16 protein-coding genes are annotated in these 15,643 nt (G+C 65.0%); 12 read left to right on the forward strand and 4 right to left on the reverse strand.

Features of this window, described 5'->3' with window-relative positions; genetic code table 11:
- Positions 1–317: 317 nt before the first annotated feature.
- Entirely contained in the window at positions 318–1,205 is an 888-nt protein-coding gene (gene rhtA / locus ACGLHT_RS24805; protein ID WP_085619470.1) for a threonine/homoserine exporter RhtA, read from the forward strand.
- A 190-nt stretch (positions 1,206–1,395) separates the two neighbouring features.
- Complete coding sequence (locus ACGLHT_RS24810) at positions 1,396–1,677, forward strand: hypothetical protein (RefSeq protein ID WP_025338390.1); 282 nt, start codon at positions 1,396–1,398, stop codon at positions 1,675–1,677.
- 42 nt (positions 1,678–1,719) lie between these two features.
- On the opposite strand, the gene ACGLHT_RS24815 is transcribed toward ACGLHT_RS24810, so the two are convergent.
- Positions 1,720–3,528 carry an aminopeptidase P family protein gene (locus ACGLHT_RS24815; protein ID WP_274121014.1) on the reverse strand — a complete coding sequence of 603 codons (1,809 nt, stop codon included), beginning with the start codon at positions 3,526–3,528 and terminating at the stop codon, positions 1,720–1,722.
- Between the two features lie 220 nt (positions 3,529–3,748).
- Between ACGLHT_RS24815 and ACGLHT_RS24820 the strand changes: the two genes are divergently transcribed.
- Positions 3,749–4,867 (forward strand): DUF3182 family protein, encoded by a 1,119-nt coding sequence (locus ACGLHT_RS24820; protein ID WP_274121015.1) that lies wholly within the window; start codon positions 3,749–3,751, stop codon positions 4,865–4,867.
- Positions 4,851–5,621, forward strand: coding sequence for a S9 family peptidase (locus ACGLHT_RS24825; RefSeq protein WP_274121016.1), 771 nt, complete (start codon positions 4,851–4,853; stop codon positions 5,619–5,621). Before ACGLHT_RS24820 ends, ACGLHT_RS24825 begins: the two co-directional genes overlap by 17 nt.
- On the opposite strand, the gene ACGLHT_RS24830 is transcribed toward ACGLHT_RS24825, so the two are convergent.
- Positions 5,600–5,980 (reverse strand): antibiotic biosynthesis monooxygenase, encoded by a 381-nt coding sequence (locus ACGLHT_RS24830; protein ID WP_025338386.1) that lies wholly within the window; start codon positions 5,978–5,980, stop codon positions 5,600–5,602. The two genes, ACGLHT_RS24825 and ACGLHT_RS24830, sit on opposite strands and share 22 nt — an antisense overlap.
- Before the next feature lie 105 nt (positions 5,981–6,085).
- The gene (locus ACGLHT_RS24835; protein ID WP_274121017.1) at positions 6,086–7,069 is read right to left on the reverse strand and encodes a GlxA family transcriptional regulator; all 984 of its coding nucleotides are present in this window, start codon (positions 7,067–7,069) and stop codon (positions 6,086–6,088) included.
- Between the two features lie 82 nt (positions 7,070–7,151).
- Between ACGLHT_RS24835 and ACGLHT_RS24840 the strand changes: the two genes are divergently transcribed.
- Complete coding sequence (locus tag ACGLHT_RS24840; RefSeq protein ID WP_137163439.1) at positions 7,152–7,700, forward strand: cysteine hydrolase family protein; 549 nt, start codon at positions 7,152–7,154, stop codon at positions 7,698–7,700.
- Between the two features lie 125 nt (positions 7,701–7,825).
- Here the strand turns inward: ACGLHT_RS24840 and ACGLHT_RS24845 are convergent, their stop codons facing one another.
- Positions 7,826–8,389 (reverse strand): helix-turn-helix domain-containing protein, encoded by a 564-nt coding sequence (locus tag ACGLHT_RS24845; protein WP_274079634.1) that lies wholly within the window; start codon positions 8,387–8,389, stop codon positions 7,826–7,828.
- Between the two features lie 83 nt (positions 8,390–8,472).
- On the opposite strand from ACGLHT_RS24845, the gene ACGLHT_RS24850 reads away from it, so the two are divergent.
- The 7 genes from ACGLHT_RS24850 to ACGLHT_RS24880 all read left to right on the forward strand — a co-directional run bounded on the left by ACGLHT_RS24850 (position 8,473) and on the right by ACGLHT_RS24880 (position 15,631).
- Positions 8,473–9,423, forward strand: a complete 951-nt coding sequence (locus tag ACGLHT_RS24850; RefSeq protein ID WP_137163438.1) for a DMT family transporter — start codon at positions 8,473–8,475, stop codon at positions 9,421–9,423.
- Between the two features lie 150 nt (positions 9,424–9,573).
- Entirely contained in the window at positions 9,574–12,489 is a 2,916-nt protein-coding gene (locus tag ACGLHT_RS24855) for a monovalent cation/H+ antiporter subunit A (protein WP_274121018.1), read from the forward strand.
- Positions 12,489–12,833: a Na+/H+ antiporter subunit C gene (locus tag ACGLHT_RS24860; protein WP_013971840.1), complete on the forward strand. Its 345-nt coding sequence runs from the start codon at positions 12,489–12,491 to the stop codon at positions 12,831–12,833. The genes ACGLHT_RS24855 and ACGLHT_RS24860 overlap by 1 nt, the downstream gene beginning before the upstream one ends.
- Complete coding sequence (locus ACGLHT_RS24865; RefSeq protein WP_137163436.1) at positions 12,830–14,509, forward strand: monovalent cation/H+ antiporter subunit D; 1,680 nt, start codon at positions 12,830–12,832, stop codon at positions 14,507–14,509. Before ACGLHT_RS24860 ends, ACGLHT_RS24865 begins: the two co-directional genes overlap by 4 nt.
- Positions 14,506–14,994: a Na+/H+ antiporter subunit E gene (locus ACGLHT_RS24870; protein ID WP_274121019.1), complete on the forward strand. Its 489-nt coding sequence runs from the start codon at positions 14,506–14,508 to the stop codon at positions 14,992–14,994. The genes ACGLHT_RS24865 and ACGLHT_RS24870 overlap by 4 nt, the downstream gene beginning before the upstream one ends.
- Positions 14,991–15,269 (forward strand): K+/H+ antiporter subunit F, encoded by a 279-nt coding sequence (locus ACGLHT_RS24875; RefSeq protein ID WP_003259015.1) that lies wholly within the window; start codon positions 14,991–14,993, stop codon positions 15,267–15,269. The genes ACGLHT_RS24870 and ACGLHT_RS24875 overlap by 4 nt, the downstream gene beginning before the upstream one ends.
- A complete protein-coding gene (locus ACGLHT_RS24880) occupies positions 15,266–15,631 on the forward strand; it encodes a Na+/H+ antiporter subunit G (protein ID WP_003259017.1) in 366 nt (121 codons plus the stop codon). Before ACGLHT_RS24875 ends, ACGLHT_RS24880 begins: the two co-directional genes overlap by 4 nt.
- The last annotated feature ends 12 nt before the right edge of the window (positions 15,632–15,643 follow it).

A 15,643-nucleotide genomic window follows, 5' to 3' on the forward strand; every position in this document is an offset into this window, starting at 1 on the left:
CGCTTTCCTCATTTGCTGTCAAGCGTTTATTTTGAAGTTTTTTGCGAGAAACTCGTTTAGCTTCAAACACTTGACTCAACAGGGTGGCTGGCTTTGCTTCGCTACCGCGTTGGAGTGGTGCGCATTATAGGGCGGCGTTTCAGGAGGTCAACCTTTAATTTCAATAATTTAGGTTTTTTTGAAAAAGACCGCGTCAGGGCCGCCAGGTGCTCGATCTCACAGGCGCCAGAAAACTCATGGCCGGCACCTTGCCCCACACCCTCATAATTGCGCACTATATTGCTCACCCCACCCCGCTCAAGGATCGCTGCACAGAAATGAACACCCAGCCCCGCAGCCTGGCCGCTACCCTCTTCCCGATCGGCCTGCTGCTCATCGCCATGGCATCGATACAGTCCGGTGCCTCCCTGGCCAAAAGCATGTTCCCCCTCATCGGCGCCCAAGGCACCACCACCCTGCGCCTGATCTTCGCCAGCATCATCATGCTGCTGATCCTGCGCCCGTGGCGTGTGCGCATGACCCGCAACACCCTGCGCAACGTCATCATCTACGGCATGGCGCTGGGCGGCATGAACTTCCTCTTCTATATGGCCCTGCAAACGGTACCGATCGGCATCGCCGTGGCACTGGAGTTCACCGGCCCGCTGGCCGTGGCGATCTTCTCCTCGCGCCGGCCGATCGACTTCCTGTGGATTGCGCTGGCCATCGTCGGCTTGCTGCTGTTGCTGCCGGCCGGCCATGGCGGGCAGGCCCTCGACCCGGTCGGCGCAGCCTATGCCCTGGGCGCGGGCGTGTGCTGGGCACTGTACATCCTGTTCGGGCAGCGGGCCGGGGCCGAGCATGGTATCCAGAGTGCCGCACTGGGCGTTGTGGTCGCCGCGCTGTTCGTTGCCCCCATCGGTATCGCCCACGCCGGCAGCGCATTGCTCACTCCCGCCGTGATCCCCATGGCCCTGGGCGTCGCGGTGCTGTCCACCGCCCTGCCCTACAGCCTGGAAATGGTTGCCCTCACGCGCATCCCGGCACGCACCTTCGGCACCCTCATGAGCATCGAACCAGCCTTCGGCGCACTGTCCGGCCTGCTGTTCCTGGGCGAGGTCCTGACGATTACCCAGTGGCTGGCCATCCTGGCGATCATTACCGCGTCGGTTGGCACCACCCTGTCCATGCGCAAGGAACCCAGCCCGGCCGTCGCGGCAGACTGATATGAGAAATATTTTCATTTGAGACAGGATTAATGATTGTAGCGACCCGTCTCGCTCATTAAGCTGTCACAGAATCATCATCTTTACGCTATCTACTGGACCGAACACGGACGCTGGGGAAATTTCAGGAAGAACCGAAGCGATAACGACAGGGCCTGGCAGCTGATCCGCCCTGCATTTAAGGACAGGAATGAAACGTATTTTGCTCATCCTGGCCATCTTGGCTATTGCTGGATGTGCCGCCACGGCCAAGACTGAGGTCAAAAGGGGCAAGAAGGGCCTGCATATCAATTGCTCCGGCCTGTCTTCCTCGTGGGACAACTGCTACAGCAAGGCCGCAAGCTCCTGCAGCACGCGCGGCTACCGGGTCATTGCACGCTCGGGCGATAGCGATGAAGAACCCGGTGATTACTTGTTCGGCATCAACCCGGCGGGTTACACCAGCCGCAGCATGATCGTCATCTGCAAGTAGAAAAAAAGGGCAGCTCGCAAGCTGCCCTTTTCATTTGCCGCCTTACAAGGGCACGGTACGCGCCTCCAGCCAGGCCAGCGCGTCCCCCTTGAGCAACGGCGCCAGGCGCTCGCGTACCCTGGCGTGATAGCCGTTCAACCAGTCCAGCTCTTCCCTGGCCAGCAGTTCGGGCACCAGGCAGCGGGTATCGATCGGGCACAGCGTCAGGGTCTCGAAGTTCAGGAAGTCGCCGAAGGCGCTCTTGCCGGCCTCGCGGTTGACCACCAGGTTCTCGATGCGCACACCCCACTGCCCTGGGCGGTACGTGCCCGGCTCGATCGAGCTGATCATGCCCACCTGCATCGCCGTCTGCGGCGTGGGCGCCGCCTGGTAGGCAATGACCTGCGGCCCCTCGTGCACATTCATGAAGTACCCCACCCCATGCCCGGTGCCGTGGCCGTAATCCACCTGGTCAACCCAGATCGGTGCCCGGGCAATGGCATCGAGCAACGGCGACAGCACGCCTCGCGGGAAGGTGGCCCGCGACAGGGCGATCATGCCTTTGAGCACGCGCGTGCAATCCTGCTTCTGTGCAAGGCTCGGGTTGCCCACCGGCACCATGCGGGTGATGTCGGTGGTACCGCCAAGGTACTGCCCGCCCGAATCGATCAGCAGCAGACCATCGCCCTCGATGACCGCATGCGACTGCTCGGTGGCACGGTAATGCGGCATCGCGCCATTGCCATTGAAGGCGGCAATGGTCGAGAAGCTCAACGACACGAAGCCTGGGCGGCGGGCACGCGCGGCACTCAACTGCTCGTCGACCGTCAGTTCGGTAACCCGCTCCCGACCGAGGTTGGCCTCGAGCCAGGCGAAGAACTCGCACAAGGCCGCGCCGTCCTGCTCCATCACCTGGCGGATGTGCACCAGATCGTCATCACCTTTGCACGACTTGCTCAGGGTGCTGGGGTTGAGCCCCTCGACCAGTTCCACCCCGGCCGGCAGGTTATCCAGCAGGCCGCAGGTTACCCGGGCCGGGTCGACCAGCAATCGGCTGCCGGCCGGCATGGCGGCAAGGGCCTTGCCTGCTTCGGCGTAGTCGCGCGCCTCGATACCATCGGCCGCCAGCACCTGGCGTAGATGTTCGTCGAGCTTGTCCTGGCCGACGAACAGGATGGCCTGCTGCTGGCTGATCAAGGCAAAGGCGACGAACACCGGGTTATAGGACACATCGCTACCGCGCAGGTTGAACAGCCAGGCAATGTCATCCAGGGTAGCGATGAAATGCCAGTCGGCCCCCTTGGCCTGCACGCTCTGGCGCAACTGCGCCAGCTTCTCCGCACGGCTTACCGTGGCGTGCGGTGGCAAATGCTGGTAGACCGGGTTGCCTGGCAGCGCCGGGCGCCCTTCCCATACCTGGCCCAGCAGGTCCTTGTCCGTCACCAGTCGCGCCCCGCGCGCCTTCAGCCGGTCGCCAAGCTGGCGCGCCGAAGCCAGGGCCATGACCGCACCGTCTACCGCCACGCTGCCATTGGTCTCGACGTGCTCGCCCAGCCATTCCAGCGCACCAGGCTTGCCCGGCAACAGCTTCATCAGCTCGATGCCGCTGCCAGCCAGCTCGTGTTCCGCCTGTTCCCAGTAGCGGCTATCGACCCACAGCCCGGCAAAGTCAGCCGTGACCACCAGCGTGCCGACCGAGCCGTGGAAACCCGACAGCCACTGGCGCCCTTGCCAGTAACCGGGCAGGTATTCGGAAAGATGGGGGTCGGCCGAGGGTACCAGCAAGGCATCGATGCCCTCTGCGGCCATGGCCTGGCGAACCCGCGTCAGGCGCTGCGGCACGCTTTGCCCAAAGGTGGTCTGAACGTTCATGCGCTCTCCTGCGGCTACATCACGGTTTATCCAGTGTGCCGATAATGGAACAGCCGCCAAAGCCCTGCAATCGTGGCGACCGACACACGGCATGCATTGCCCGTCACGCCCTGCGCCTACCGGACATTTCCTACAGACGGGCCAGGACCACCGATCAAGTTGCGCTGAACTTCCTCAAAGCACCGGCTTCACACTCAGTACATTCATTGCACACAGGCAAATGACCATGCCCAATGCCTGCGCCCCTAAAAGCGGCGTGGTGCTGCTCGACACCCGCGCGCACACCCCCGACCACGAGCATGCCGTACACCTGAAGCTTGCTGATGGCCTGGCCCGCCTGCTGAGCTGCCCACATGTGCAACCCGGCCAGCCACCAAGCGCCACCGATGGCTACTACTACCTGCCCACCGAAACCCTGGTCGATCCCAAGCGCCATGCCGCCCTGGGCATCTGCAGCGAGCAGGACCTGTTCGGTGGCCTGGTCGCACACCCCTACATGGCGACCAAGGCGATCTCCCACCCGTTGCCAGCCGGGGCCAGTTTCCCGCCGGGCTGGACCGATGCCTTCGCCCGCCAAGCCAGCGACGCCCTGCTGCGCGGCTATACCGTGTTCAGCAAGGCTGATGCGCGCACCGCCGCACAGCTGTTGTTGGCGGACGGCCCGTTGCGGATCAAGCCGGTACTGGCCTGCGCAGGCCGTGGGCAACAGGTCATCACCGCGGTGGATGAACTGGAACCGCTGCTGGCCGGCATGGATGACCAGGACCTTGCGCTGTGGGGGCTGGTGCTCGAGGAAGACCTGAGCGAAGTGCAAACCTTCAGCGTCGGCCAGGTACGTGTCGCCGGCCTGACCTGCAGCTATCACGGTACCCAGCAACTGACCCGCGACCACCAGGGCACGGAAGTGTATGGCGGCTCCGACCTGGTAGTGGTGCGCGGTGACTACCAGGCACTGCTGCAACTGCCGCTGGACGAGCCGCTGCGCCTGGCCATCAACCAGGCGATGGCCTACGAGCAGGCCGCCGAGCAGCACTTCCCCGGCTTCATCGCCTCACGGCGCAACTACGACATCGCCCGCGGCGTCAATCCCCTGGGCCACCTGCGCAGCGGCGTACTCGAACAATCCTGGCGCCTGGGCGGAGCCAGCAGTGCCGAGCTGCTGGCCTTGCAGGCGTTCGCCGACGACCCGGCATTGCAACGGGTGCGTGCCTCCACCCATGAAGTGTTCGGCACCCCCGAACTGCCCACTGACGCCACCCTCTTTTACCAAGGAAACGACAGTGAACTCGGACAACTCAGCAAATTCGCGCGGATTCGTGAACATGACCATTCAGAGTGAAACCGTTGAACTGCAGGTCGAGGATGACAGCATCGTCGGCACCCTGGTCAGCCCCGGCAGCAAGATGCCGGGCATCCTCTTCGTCCACGGCTGGGGTGGCAGCCAGCAACGCGACCTGGCCCGCGCCCGGCATATCACCGGGCTGGGCTGCGTGTGCATGACCTTCGACCTGCGCGGCCACGAAAAAACCGAAAGCCAACGGCTGACGGTCACCCGCGAACAGAACCTGACCGACCTGCTGGTGGCCTACGACCGGCTGGTAAGCCACCCGGCCGTCGACACCAGTGCCATCGCCATCATCGGCAGCAGCTATGGCGGCTACCTGGCCACCCTGCTGACCCGCGAGCGGCCGGTCAAATGGCTGGCCCTGCGGGTACCCGCGATGTACTGGGACGACGAATGGAACCTCCCCAAGCAAACCCTCGACCGGCAACGGTTGAACGCCTACCGCCAGCGCCCGCTCGGCCCGGCGGACAACCGCGCACTGGCCGCCTGTGCCGAGTTCAGTGGCGATGTACTGCTGGTGGAGTCCGAGCAGGACGACTATGTGCCGCACAGCACCTTGATGAGCTACCGCTCGGCATTCGTCAGCGCCCATTCGCTCACCCACCGCATCGTCGACGGTGCCGACCACGCGTTGTCCAGCGAAGAGAGCCAGAAAGCCTACAGTTCGATCCTGGCGGCATGGATCAGTGAAATGGTCGTTGGCGCCCGCCTGGACCGCTACCCGCACTACGCGCCCTGGTATGCCTGAGGCTCGCCCACCTGGCAATGCAGGCCGCCATCGGCGCCGCGCACCAGGCTACGCAGGGTCTGGTAGGCAGCAAAGTTGACCCCACGCGCCTGATGCTGGCCAAGCAGTTCGAGGAAAGGTTCCCCGACGAAATAAACGGCCGCCGCTGCCCACGCCTGGCGGGACTGCCATTGCAGATACTGCAGCACCCGGCTGCCATCGTCGCTGGCCTGGATGCTGACACCCTGCAGCCCTTCGCAACGCGCGGCCAGCGCTTCGCTGCGCGCCACCAGCGCCTGGGCCAACGCCTGCTGGAACCTGCCAGGCACTTCATATTCGATCATCTGGGTAAACCACAGGGCATGGGATGTTGCCGTCATGAACGGTCTCCTGGTGACGGACGCCTACAGCGCGATGCCGAGCAGGGTAAAACCTCGAGTTATGTCAAGGTCAAGCGGTTTTCCGCACCGGGAACGCCCCGCGCCCTAACCCGATACCGCGAAGCGCCGCCGGTAATCACTCGGGGTCAGGCCGGTTATGCGCTGAAAAACCTTGCGAAACGCACCCGGGTCCTGGTAACCGACGCCCCAGGCGATCTGCTCGACATTGCGCCGGGTGAACTCCAGCAAGCGGCACGCCCGCCCCACCCTCACCTGCTGGCAGTACTCAGTTGGCCGTAGCCCCGTGGCAGCACGAAAACGCCGCAGGAAGGTGCGTTCCTCCAGCCCCGCGCACGCAGCCATGCCGGCCAGGTCGGCATCCTGCCCACCGTTGCCCTGCAACCAGTGCTGCACTTTCAGCACCGCCTCATCGCCATGGTCCAGGCGTGGATTGAACACTGCACCAGGCAGCGGCGCCGCGACCGGATCGACCGCCAGGTAGCGGGCAGTTTCCCGCGCCACCGTCGCGCCCATGAAGCGCTCCAGCAAGCGCAAGCCCAGGTCGGTCCAGGCCATCAGCCCAGCCGAGGTGACGATGTCGCCATCGTCCAGCAACGGTTGCTGGGCCTCGACCCGCACCTTGGGAAAACGCTGGGCAAGCGAATGCACGTAGTTCCAGTGAGTGCAGGCCGGGCGCCCGTCGAGCAGGCCACTGGCGGCGATGAAGAACACCCCGATGCACACCGATGCCAGCACCGTGCCGTGCCCGTGCAACTGGCATAACGACGCACGATGGCGCTCAAGCAGCTCACCGTGAGGCGCCGACTCCAGGCTCGGCGGAATGATCAGCACCCGCAGATCGGCCGCGGCGGCAGGTGGGCTCTCAGGGGCAGGCTGCAACTGCCCCGCCTCGTCTGCCTGCCAGAAGCTGATACGCACCGATGGCAACTCGACGGCCCCCAGTTCGGCGACCACCCGATTGGCCACCAGGAACAGGTCGGCCAGCCCATGCACGGCAGCACGTTGCGCGCCGGGGTACAGCAGCAGGCCGATGTCCAGGCTGGCGGGGTTGTCAGTTTTTGCCTGCATAGTGTCGTTCGCGCCAATCCTCAGGTCAGTGCACACAGCCTATAACTAACGTCATCCAACGACTACTGCCACAGGAGGCAGCATGAGCAAGCAGGCGCTGATCATCATCGACATCCAGAACGACTACTTCCCGGGCGGCAAATGGACCCTCGATGGTGCCGACCAGGCAGCCGACAATGCTGCCCGCCTGTTGGCGGCGGCGCGTCAACGGGGCGACCTGGTGGTGCATGTGCGGCATGAGTTCGACAGCGCCGATGCGCCGTTCTTCGCGCCAGGCTCGCAGGGTGCGGCGATCCATGCCAAGGTCGAGCCTCAGGCCGGTGAACCGGTGGTGCTCAAGCACAAGGTCAACGCCTTCCTCGGTACCGACCTTGAGCACACGCTGGACCGGCATGGCGTCGAGGCCCTGACCATCGTCGGCAGCATGAGCCACATGTGCGTCGACGCCGCCACCCGGGCCGCGGCCGACCTGGGTTACGACGTGACCGTGGCGCACGACGCCTGTGCCACGCTGCCACTGGAGTTCGATGGCAAGCAGGTGCCGGCGGCGCAGGTGCATGATTCGGTGATGGCGGCGTTGGCGTTTGCCTATGCCAAGGTGGTCAGGACCGATGAGTTGCTGAATAGCTGATCAGGCTTGCTCAGCACCTGTGGGAGCGGGCGTGCCCGCGAATCAGGCGACGCGGAGGATGGCACCGGCTCCGCCGGTGTTCGCGGGCATGCCCGCTCCCACAGGTGGTGCAGCCCTGCGCGCTCTTAGATCACCACATTGCGCACAAACCGCACCGCAACCGCCCCATCGTTGCGATAGGCATACCGGCAATTGCTGGGAAACACATGGAACTGCCCGACCTGCAGGCGATGCTCGGCCCCTTCGATAATCAGCGTCAGTTGCCCTTGCGCCACATAGATCTGCTCGCTCCAGCCCTCGGCATCAGCCTCGCTGGAATAGCACTCGCCCGGTGCCAGGTTCCATTCCCACAGCTCCACCTCGCGCCGCGCCACACTGCTGCCCAGCAGCACCGCCCGGCTCTGCGGGTGCTCCCCGGCCCAGGCCAACTCTTCGATGCGCCCGGGATCACGCTGGTCAGGTGCCTGGATCAGGGTACTGAAAGCCACGCCCAAGGCTTCGGCAATCAGGTCGAGGGTAGTCAGGCTGACATTCTTTTCGCCCGCCTCGATCGCCACCAGCATGCGCCGACTGACACCGGAGCGTTCCGCCAGCGCCGTCTGGCTCATGCCCGCGGCATTGCGCAGGCTGCGTACATTGAGGCTGACATGTTGCAGCACCGATGCCCGGTGCGAGGAATCTTTGTGCACTATATTGCTCACTGGTCGGTATTGCGCAGTATACTGCCCACTTTGCGGCGATTGTGCGCCGCCCCCTCCGAGTGCGCAAGACCATGAGCCAGCCCAACAGCAAACCGACCCCTGCCATTGCCTTTCGCCTGAGCAAGGCCGAACTGGTGCTGGTGTTCATCACCATGCTGTGGGGCGGCACCTTCCTGCTGGTGCACAACGTGATGACCGTCAGCGGCCCGATGTTCTTCGTCGGCCTGCGCTTCGCTGCAGCCGCGCTGTTCGTCGGGGTGGTCTCGGCGCGGGCGCTGCCGGGGCTGACCTTCACCGAACTGAAGGCCGGCATGCTGATCGGGGTGTCGATCATGCTCGGCTACGGCCTGCAGACCATGGGCCTTCAAACCATCAGCAGCAGCCAGTCGGCGTTCATCACCGCGCTGTACGTGCCGTTCGTGCCGCTGCTGCAATGGCTGGTGCTGGGCCGGCGCCCCGGCCTGATGCCCAGCATCGGTATCGGCCTGGCGTTCATCGGCCTGATGCTGCTGGCCGGCCCGGAGGGTGGCAGCCTGCACTTCAGCGAAGGCGAGCTGGTAACCCTGGTCAGCGCCGTGGCCATTGCCGGCGAAATCATCCTGATCAGCCGCTACGCGGGCCAGGTCGATGTGCGCCGGGTCACCGTGGTGCAGCTGGCGACCGCCTCGCTGCTGGCGTTCCTGATGATCGTGCCGACCCAGGAGCGCATACCCGACTTTTCCTGGCTGCTGCTGGCCAGTGCCGTGGGGCTGGGCGCCATGAGCGCGGTGATCCAGGTGGCAATGAACTGGGCGCAGAAGTCGGTCTCGCCCACCCGCGCCACCCTCATCTATGCCGGCGAACCGGTATGGGCCGGGATCGTCGGGCGCATCGCCGGTGAGCGCCTGCCGGGCGTGGCACTGCTCGGCGGCCTGCTGATCGTGATCGCGGTGGTGGTCAGCGAACTCAAGGTGCGCCGCCCGCGCGAGGTGGCCGAAGCACGGGACGTGCAGGATGAAGGCGAACGCCAGGCTGGCCTGTAAAGCCGCCAACTGCGGCTATGCTTTGTAAGAATCTGTTATAAAAAAACAGCTTGTCACAGCCTGTTTGTAGGATTCTGCGACAGCTTGCGTGTTGGTGATCAACCCCTCGGCACGTATGATTCTTTGCAAACTTCTCCAGAATAGAACGCTATGTCATTGATAGTGCTATTGCTTCTGCCGTTCGTGGGCAGTTGCCTGGCAGCCGTGCTGCCGCACAACGCACGTAACGCGGAGTCCATTCTCGCCGGGCTCGTGGCCCTGGTCGGCACTGTCCAGGTAGCACTGCTGTACCCTCAGGTTGCCCACGGCGGCGTGATTCGCGAAGAATTCCTCTGGCTGCCCAGCCTGGGGTTGAACCTGGTGCTGCGCATGGACGGCTTCGCCTGGCTGTTCTCTCTGCTGGTGCTGGGCATCGGTACGCTGGTGTCGCTGTATGCCCGCTACTACATGTCGCCACAAGACCCGGTGCCGCGCTTCTTCGCCTTCTTCCTCGCCTTCATGGGCGCCATGCTCGGCCTGGTGATCTCCGGCAACCTGATCCAGCTGGTGTTCTTCTGGGAACTCACCAGCCTGTTCTCATTCCTGCTGATCGGTTACTGGCACCATCGTGCCGACGCCCGCCGCGGCGCCTACATGGCGCTGATGGTCACGGGCGCGGGCGGCTTGTGCCTGCTGGTGGGTGCCCTGCTGCTCGGCCATGTGGTCGGCAGCTATGACCTGGACAAGGTCCTGGCTGCCGGCAACACCATCCGCCAGCATGCGCTGTACCCGGTGCTGCTGCCACTGATCCTCATCGGCGCCCTGAGCAAGAGCGCACAATTCCCCTTCCAGTTCTGGCTGCCCCATGCCATGGCAGCACCCACCCCGGTATCGGCTTACCTGCACTCGGCGACCATGGTCAAGGCCGGGGTGTTCCTGCTGGCGCGCCTGTGGCCGGTGCTGTCGGGCAGCGAGGAGTGGTTCTGGATCGTCGGCGGTGCCGGCGCCCTCACCCTGCTGCTCGGCGCCTTCGCTGCCATGTTCCAGAACGACCTCAAGGGCCTGCTGGCGTACTCGACCATCAGCCACCTGGGCCTGATTACCCTGCTGCTGGGCCTGAACAGCCCGCTGGCCGCGGTCGCGGCGGTGTTCCACATTCTCAACCACGCCACCTTCAAGGCCTCGTTGTTCATGGCCGCCGGCATCATCGACCACGAAAGCGGTACCCGTGACATCCGCCGCCTCAGCGGGCTGATACGCCTGGTGCCATACACCGCCACCCTGGCCATGGTGGCCAGCGCCTCGATGGCCGGCGTGCCGTTGATGAACGGTTTCCTGTCCAAGGAAATGTTCTTCGCCGAAACGGTGTTCATCAGCTCCACTGCCTGGGTCGAGGCCACGCTGCCGGTGATCGCCACCCTGGCCGGCACCTTCAGCGTGGCCTATGCCCTGCGTTTCACCGTCGATGTGTTCTTCGGCCCCACGGCGCAGGACCTCCCGCACACCCCGCACGAACCGCCACGCTGGATGCGTGCGCCGGTCGAACTGCTGGTGCTTACCTGCCTGGTGGTGGGCATCTTCCCTGCCCAGTCGGTCGGCCCGCTGCTGGCCGCCGCCGCCCTGCCGGTGGTGGGCGACACCCTGCCGGAATACAGCCTGGCCATCTGGCATGGCTGGAACGCGCCGCTGATCATGAGCCTGGTGGCCATGAGCGGCGGTATCGTGCTGTACCTGCTGCTGCGCAAGCAGCTGCGCCTGGGCCGCTTCCCCTACCCGCCGGTGATCGAGCGTTTCAACGGCAAGCGCCTGTTCGAACACGGCCAGGTGCAACTGATGCTGCTGGCGCGGCGCATCGAGCGCCTGCTCACCAGCCGCCGCCTGCAGTCGCAGCTGTTCATGCTGGTGCTCGCCGCCTTCCTCGCCGGCCTCACCCCCATGCTCTACAGCGGCCTGAGCTGGGGCGACCGGCCGAAGATTCCGGGCTCGGGCGTGTTCGTCGCGCTGTGGCTGATCGCCATTGCCTGCGCCATCGGCGCCGCCTACCAGGCCAAGTATCACCGTTTGGCGGCGTTGATCATGGTCAGCGTCTGCGGCCTGATGACCTGCATCACCTTCGTCTGGTTCTCCGCGCCCGACCTGGCCCTGACCCAGCTGGTAGTGGAAGTGGTCACCACCGTACTGATCCTGCTCGGCCTGCGCTGGCTGCCGCGGCGGATCGAAGGCGTATCGCCGCTGCCGGGCAGCCTGGAGCGTGCGCGCATGCGTCGCCTGCGCGACCTGCTGCTGGCGGTGCTGGTCGGTGGCGGCATGGCCGTGCTGTCCTACGCCATGCTCACCCGGCCGACGCCGAACGACATTTCCTCGTTCTACTTGAGCCGGGCCCTGCCCCAGGGCGGTGGTACCAACGTGGTCAATGTCATGCTGGTCGACTTCCGTGGTTTCGATACCCTCGGTGAAATCACCGTGCTGGTGGCCGTGGCGCTGACCGTGTTCGCCCTGCTGCGGCGCTTCCGCCCGCCGAAGGAAAGCATGCAACTGCCGGCGCAGCAGCGCCAGCTGGCACCTGACGTGGTCACCGACCTGATCAACCCACGGCATGCCACGGACACCGCCCTGGGCTTCATGATGGTGCCTGCGGTGCTGGTGCGCCTGCTGCTGCCGATCGCCCTGCTGGTGTCGATGTACCTGTTCATGCGTGGCCACAACCAGCCCGGTGGCGGCTTTGTCGCCGGCCTGGTGATGTCGGTGGCGTTCATCCTGCAGTACATGGTGGCCGGCACCCAGTGGGTCGAGGCGCAGATGAGCCTGCGCCCGCTGCGCTGGATGGGCACCGGGCTGCTGTGCGCAACCCTGACCGGCGCGGGCGCCATGCTGCTGGGCTACCCGTTCCTCACCACCCATACCGCCCACCTGCACCTGCCGTTGCTCGGCGATGTGCACGTGGCCAGCGCGCTGTTCTTCGATGTCGGCGTGTTCACCGTGGTGGTCGGCTCGACCCTGCTGATCCTCACTGCCCTGGCGCACCAGTCGGTGCGCGCCTACCGCCCGGGCAACCCGGCGAAAACCAGCCAAGCAGGAGCCGCCTGATGGAAGAAGTGATTGCAGTTGCCATCGGCGTGCTGGCCGCCTCGGGGGTGTGGCTGATCCTGCGCCCGCGAACCTACCAGGTGATCATGGGCCTGTGCCTGCTGTCGTACGGGGTCAACCTGTTCATCTTCAGCATGGGCAGCCTGTTCATCGGCAAGGAACCGATCATCAAGGACGGCGTGCCCCAGGACCTGCTGCACTACACCGACCCGCTGCCGCAGGCCCTGGTGCTCACCGCCATCGTCATCAGCTTCGCCATGACCGCGCTGTTCCTGGTGGTGTTGCTGGCCTCGCGCGGCCTGACCGGTACCGACCACGTGGATGGCCGGGAGCGTGACGAATGAGTGGCATGAGCCAATTGATCATCGCGCCCATCCTGCTGCCCCTGGTGACCGCGGCAGTGATGTTGCTGCTGGGCGAGAAACACCGGCAGATAAAAGCCCGGCTGAACCTGCTGTCGACCTTCGCCGGCCTGGCCATCGCGGTTAGCCTGCTGCTGTGGGTGCGCACCCAGGGCCAGGCGGAATCGATCGGTGTCTACCTGCCAGGCAACTGGCCGGCGCCGTTCGGCATCGTGCTGGTGGTCGACCACCTTTCGGCCCTGCTGCTGACCCTCACCGGCATCATCGGCTTCAGTGCCCTGCTGTTTGCCCGCGCCCGCTGGGACGGTGCCGGGGCCAGCTTCCACGCACTGTTCCAGATCCAGCTGATGGGCCTGTACGGCGCCTTCCTCACCGCCGACCTGTTCAACCTGTTCGTGTTCTTCGAGGTGCTGCTGGCCGCTTCCTATGGCCTGCTGCTGCATGGCTCGGGCCGCGCCCGGGTGCGTGCCGGCCTGCACTACATTGCCATCAACCTGTTCGCCTCGTCGCTGTTCCTGATCGGCGCGGCGATGCTGTATGGCGTGACCGGCACCCTGAACATGGCCGACCTGGCCCTGAAGATTCCGCTGGTGCCGGAGGCCGACCGTGGCCTGCTGCACGCCGGCGCGGCGATCCTGGCCATGGCCTTCCTGGTCAAGGCCGGCATCTGGCCGCTGAACTTCTGGCTGGTGCCGGCCTATGCCTCCGCCAGCGCGCCGGTGGCTGCGCTGTTCGCCATCATGACCAAGGTCGGCCTGTATGCCGTGCTGCGCCTGTGGACACTGCTGTTCTCCGGGCAGGCCGGGGCCTCGGCGCACTTTGGTGGTGAATGGCTGGTGTACGGTGGCCTGGTCACCCTGGCGGTGGCGGCGGTTTCGATCCTGGCCGCGCAGCGCCTGGAGCGCATGGCCGCCCTCAGCATCCTGGTTTCGGCCGGCACCCTGCTCGGCGCCGTCGGTTTTGCGCAATCGGCGCTGACCGGCGCAGCATTGTTCTACCTGGTCAACTCGACCCTGGCACTGTGCGCACTGTTCCTGCTCGCCGAACTGGTCGAGCGTTCGCGCTCGGCCAACGAAGCACCGCTGGACGACGAAGAAGACGCCATGCCGCCACCGCTGGAATCACTGCACCCGCCCAAGGGCATCAACCTCGACGATGAGCAGAAGGTGGTGATCGGCCAGATCATCCCGTGGACCATGGCCTTCCTCGGCCTCAGCTTCATCGCCTGCGCCCTGCTGATCATCGGCATGCCGCCGCTGTCGGGCTTTGTCGGCAAGCTCAACTTGATCAGCGCGCTGTTCAACCCACTGGGGCTGGGCGTACCTGCCGAGCGGCCGCTGGGCACGGCGGGCTGGGGCCTGGTGGCGTTGCTGATCCTGTCTGGCATGGCCTCGCTGATCGCCTTCGGCCGCGTCGGCATCCAGCGTTTCTGGAAGCCTGAGGAACGCCCGTCGCCGGTGCTGCGCCGTTATGAATGCCTGCCCATCGTCATCCTGCTCGGCCTGTGCATCATCCTCAGCTTCAAGGCCGAACCGCTGCTGCGCTACACCCAGGACACCGCCGCCAGCCTGCAGGCCCCCGACGCCTATATCGAAGCCGTGATGGCCGCCCGGCCGATTCCTGGCCCCACCTCGCTCGACGTACAGGTGCAGCCATGAATCGACTGTTCCCCGCACCGCTGTTATCGGTTTCGCTGTTCGGCCTGTGGCTGTTGCTGAACCTGTCGGTCAGCCCCGGCAACCTGCTGCTGGCTGCCGCGCTTGGCGTGCTGGCGCCGCTGCTGATGGCACCGCTGCGCCCGCAGCATGCCCATGTGCGACGGCCGCTGGCCATCGCACGGCTGATTGGCCGGGTCGGCATCGATGTGATCGTGTCCAACCTGCTGGTTGCCCGTGGCGTGCTGCGCGCCGGCAAGCAGCCGCCGCGCTCGGCGTTCGTGCACATCCCGCTGGCCCTGCGCGACCCGCATGGCCTGGCGGCGCTGTCGATGATTACCACGGTGGTGCCCGGCACGGTCTGGTCCGAGCTGGCGCTGGACCGCAGCGTGTTGCTGCTGCATGTGTTCGATCTGGACGATGAGGCGGCCTTCATCCAGCACTTCAAGGACACCTACGAACGCCCGCTGATGGAGATTTTCCAATGACAGGCCTGCTCGCCAACGCTGTCCTCGCCAGCCTGTTCATCTTCGCCCTGGCCATGGCCCTGGCGCTTATCCGGCTGTTCCGCGGCCCGTCCGCCCAGGACCGGGTGCTGGCGCTGGACTACCTGTACATCCTGGCCATGCTGACCATGCTGGTACTGGGAATCCGTTATGCCAGTGACACCTACTTCGAAGGTGCCCTGCTGATTGCGCTGTTCGGTTTCGTTGGCTCGTTTGCCCTGGCCAAGTTCCTGCTGCGCGGTGAGGTGATCGAATGACTGAAACCCTGCAACTCCCCTTCTGGCTGGAGCTGGTCACTGCCGCGCTGCTGCTGACCGGCAGCCTGTTCGCCCTGATCGGTGCCGTGGGCCTGTTGCGGCTGAAGGACTACTTCCAGCGCATGCACCCGCCGGCTCTGGCCTCGACCATTGGTGCCTGGTGCGTGGCACTGGCCTCGATCATCTACTTTTCCTGGCTCAAGGAAGCCCCGGTACTGCACGCTTGGCTGATTCCGATCCTGCTGTCGATCACCGTACCGGTGACCACACTGTTGCTGGCCCGGGCGGCGCTGTTCCGCAAGCGCATGGCGAAAGAGCCGGTCCCTGAAGAAGTCAGCAGCGGCCGCGATCGAGGCAACTGAAAGGTTGCCGCC

It is taken from the genome of Pseudomonas sp. PsB, from assembly GCF_043658375.1.
GTDB lineage: Bacteria > Pseudomonadota > Gammaproteobacteria > Pseudomonadales > Pseudomonadaceae > Aquipseudomonas > Aquipseudomonas putida_Z.

Bases quoted from the DNA above. Each gene is read 5' to 3' on its own strand.
- ACGLHT_RS24835 (WP_274121017.1), bottom strand. From the start codon at position 7,069: ATGCAGGCAAAAACTGACAACCCCGCCAGCCTGGACATCGGCCTGCTG.
- ACGLHT_RS24865 (WP_137163436.1), top strand. From the start codon at position 12,830: ATGAGTGGCATGAGCCAATTGATCATCGCGCCCATCCTGCTGCCCCTG.
- ACGLHT_RS24870 (WP_274121019.1), top strand. From the start codon at position 14,506: ATGAATCGACTGTTCCCCGCACCGCTGTTATCGGTTTCGCTGTTCGGC.
- rhtA (WP_085619470.1), top strand. From the start codon at position 318: ATGAACACCCAGCCCCGCAGCCTGGCCGCTACCCTCTTCCCGATCGGC.
- ACGLHT_RS24825 (WP_274121016.1), top strand. From the start codon at position 4,851: ATGACCATTCAGAGTGAAACCGTTGAACTGCAGGTCGAGGATGACAGC.
- ACGLHT_RS24830 (WP_025338386.1), bottom strand. From the start codon at position 5,980: ATGACGGCAACATCCCATGCCCTGTGGTTTACCCAGATGATCGAATAT.
- ACGLHT_RS24860 (WP_013971840.1), top strand. From the start codon at position 12,489: ATGGAAGAAGTGATTGCAGTTGCCATCGGCGTGCTGGCCGCCTCGGGG.
- ACGLHT_RS24840 (WP_137163439.1), top strand. From the start codon at position 7,152: ATGAGCAAGCAGGCGCTGATCATCATCGACATCCAGAACGACTACTTC.
- ACGLHT_RS24880 (WP_003259017.1), top strand. From the start codon at position 15,266: ATGACTGAAACCCTGCAACTCCCCTTCTGGCTGGAGCTGGTCACTGCC.
- ACGLHT_RS24815 (WP_274121014.1), bottom strand. From the start codon at position 3,528: ATGAACGTTCAGACCACCTTTGGGCAAAGCGTGCCGCAGCGCCTGACG.
- ACGLHT_RS24875 (WP_003259015.1), top strand. From the start codon at position 14,991: ATGACAGGCCTGCTCGCCAACGCTGTCCTCGCCAGCCTGTTCATCTTC.
- ACGLHT_RS24850 (WP_137163438.1), top strand. From the start codon at position 8,473: ATGAGCCAGCCCAACAGCAAACCGACCCCTGCCATTGCCTTTCGCCTG.
- ACGLHT_RS24855 (WP_274121018.1), top strand. From the start codon at position 9,574: ATGTCATTGATAGTGCTATTGCTTCTGCCGTTCGTGGGCAGTTGCCTG.
- ACGLHT_RS24820 (WP_274121015.1), top strand. From the start codon at position 3,749: ATGACCATGCCCAATGCCTGCGCCCCTAAAAGCGGCGTGGTGCTGCTC.
- ACGLHT_RS24810 (WP_025338390.1), top strand. From the start codon at position 1,396: ATGAAACGTATTTTGCTCATCCTGGCCATCTTGGCTATTGCTGGATGT.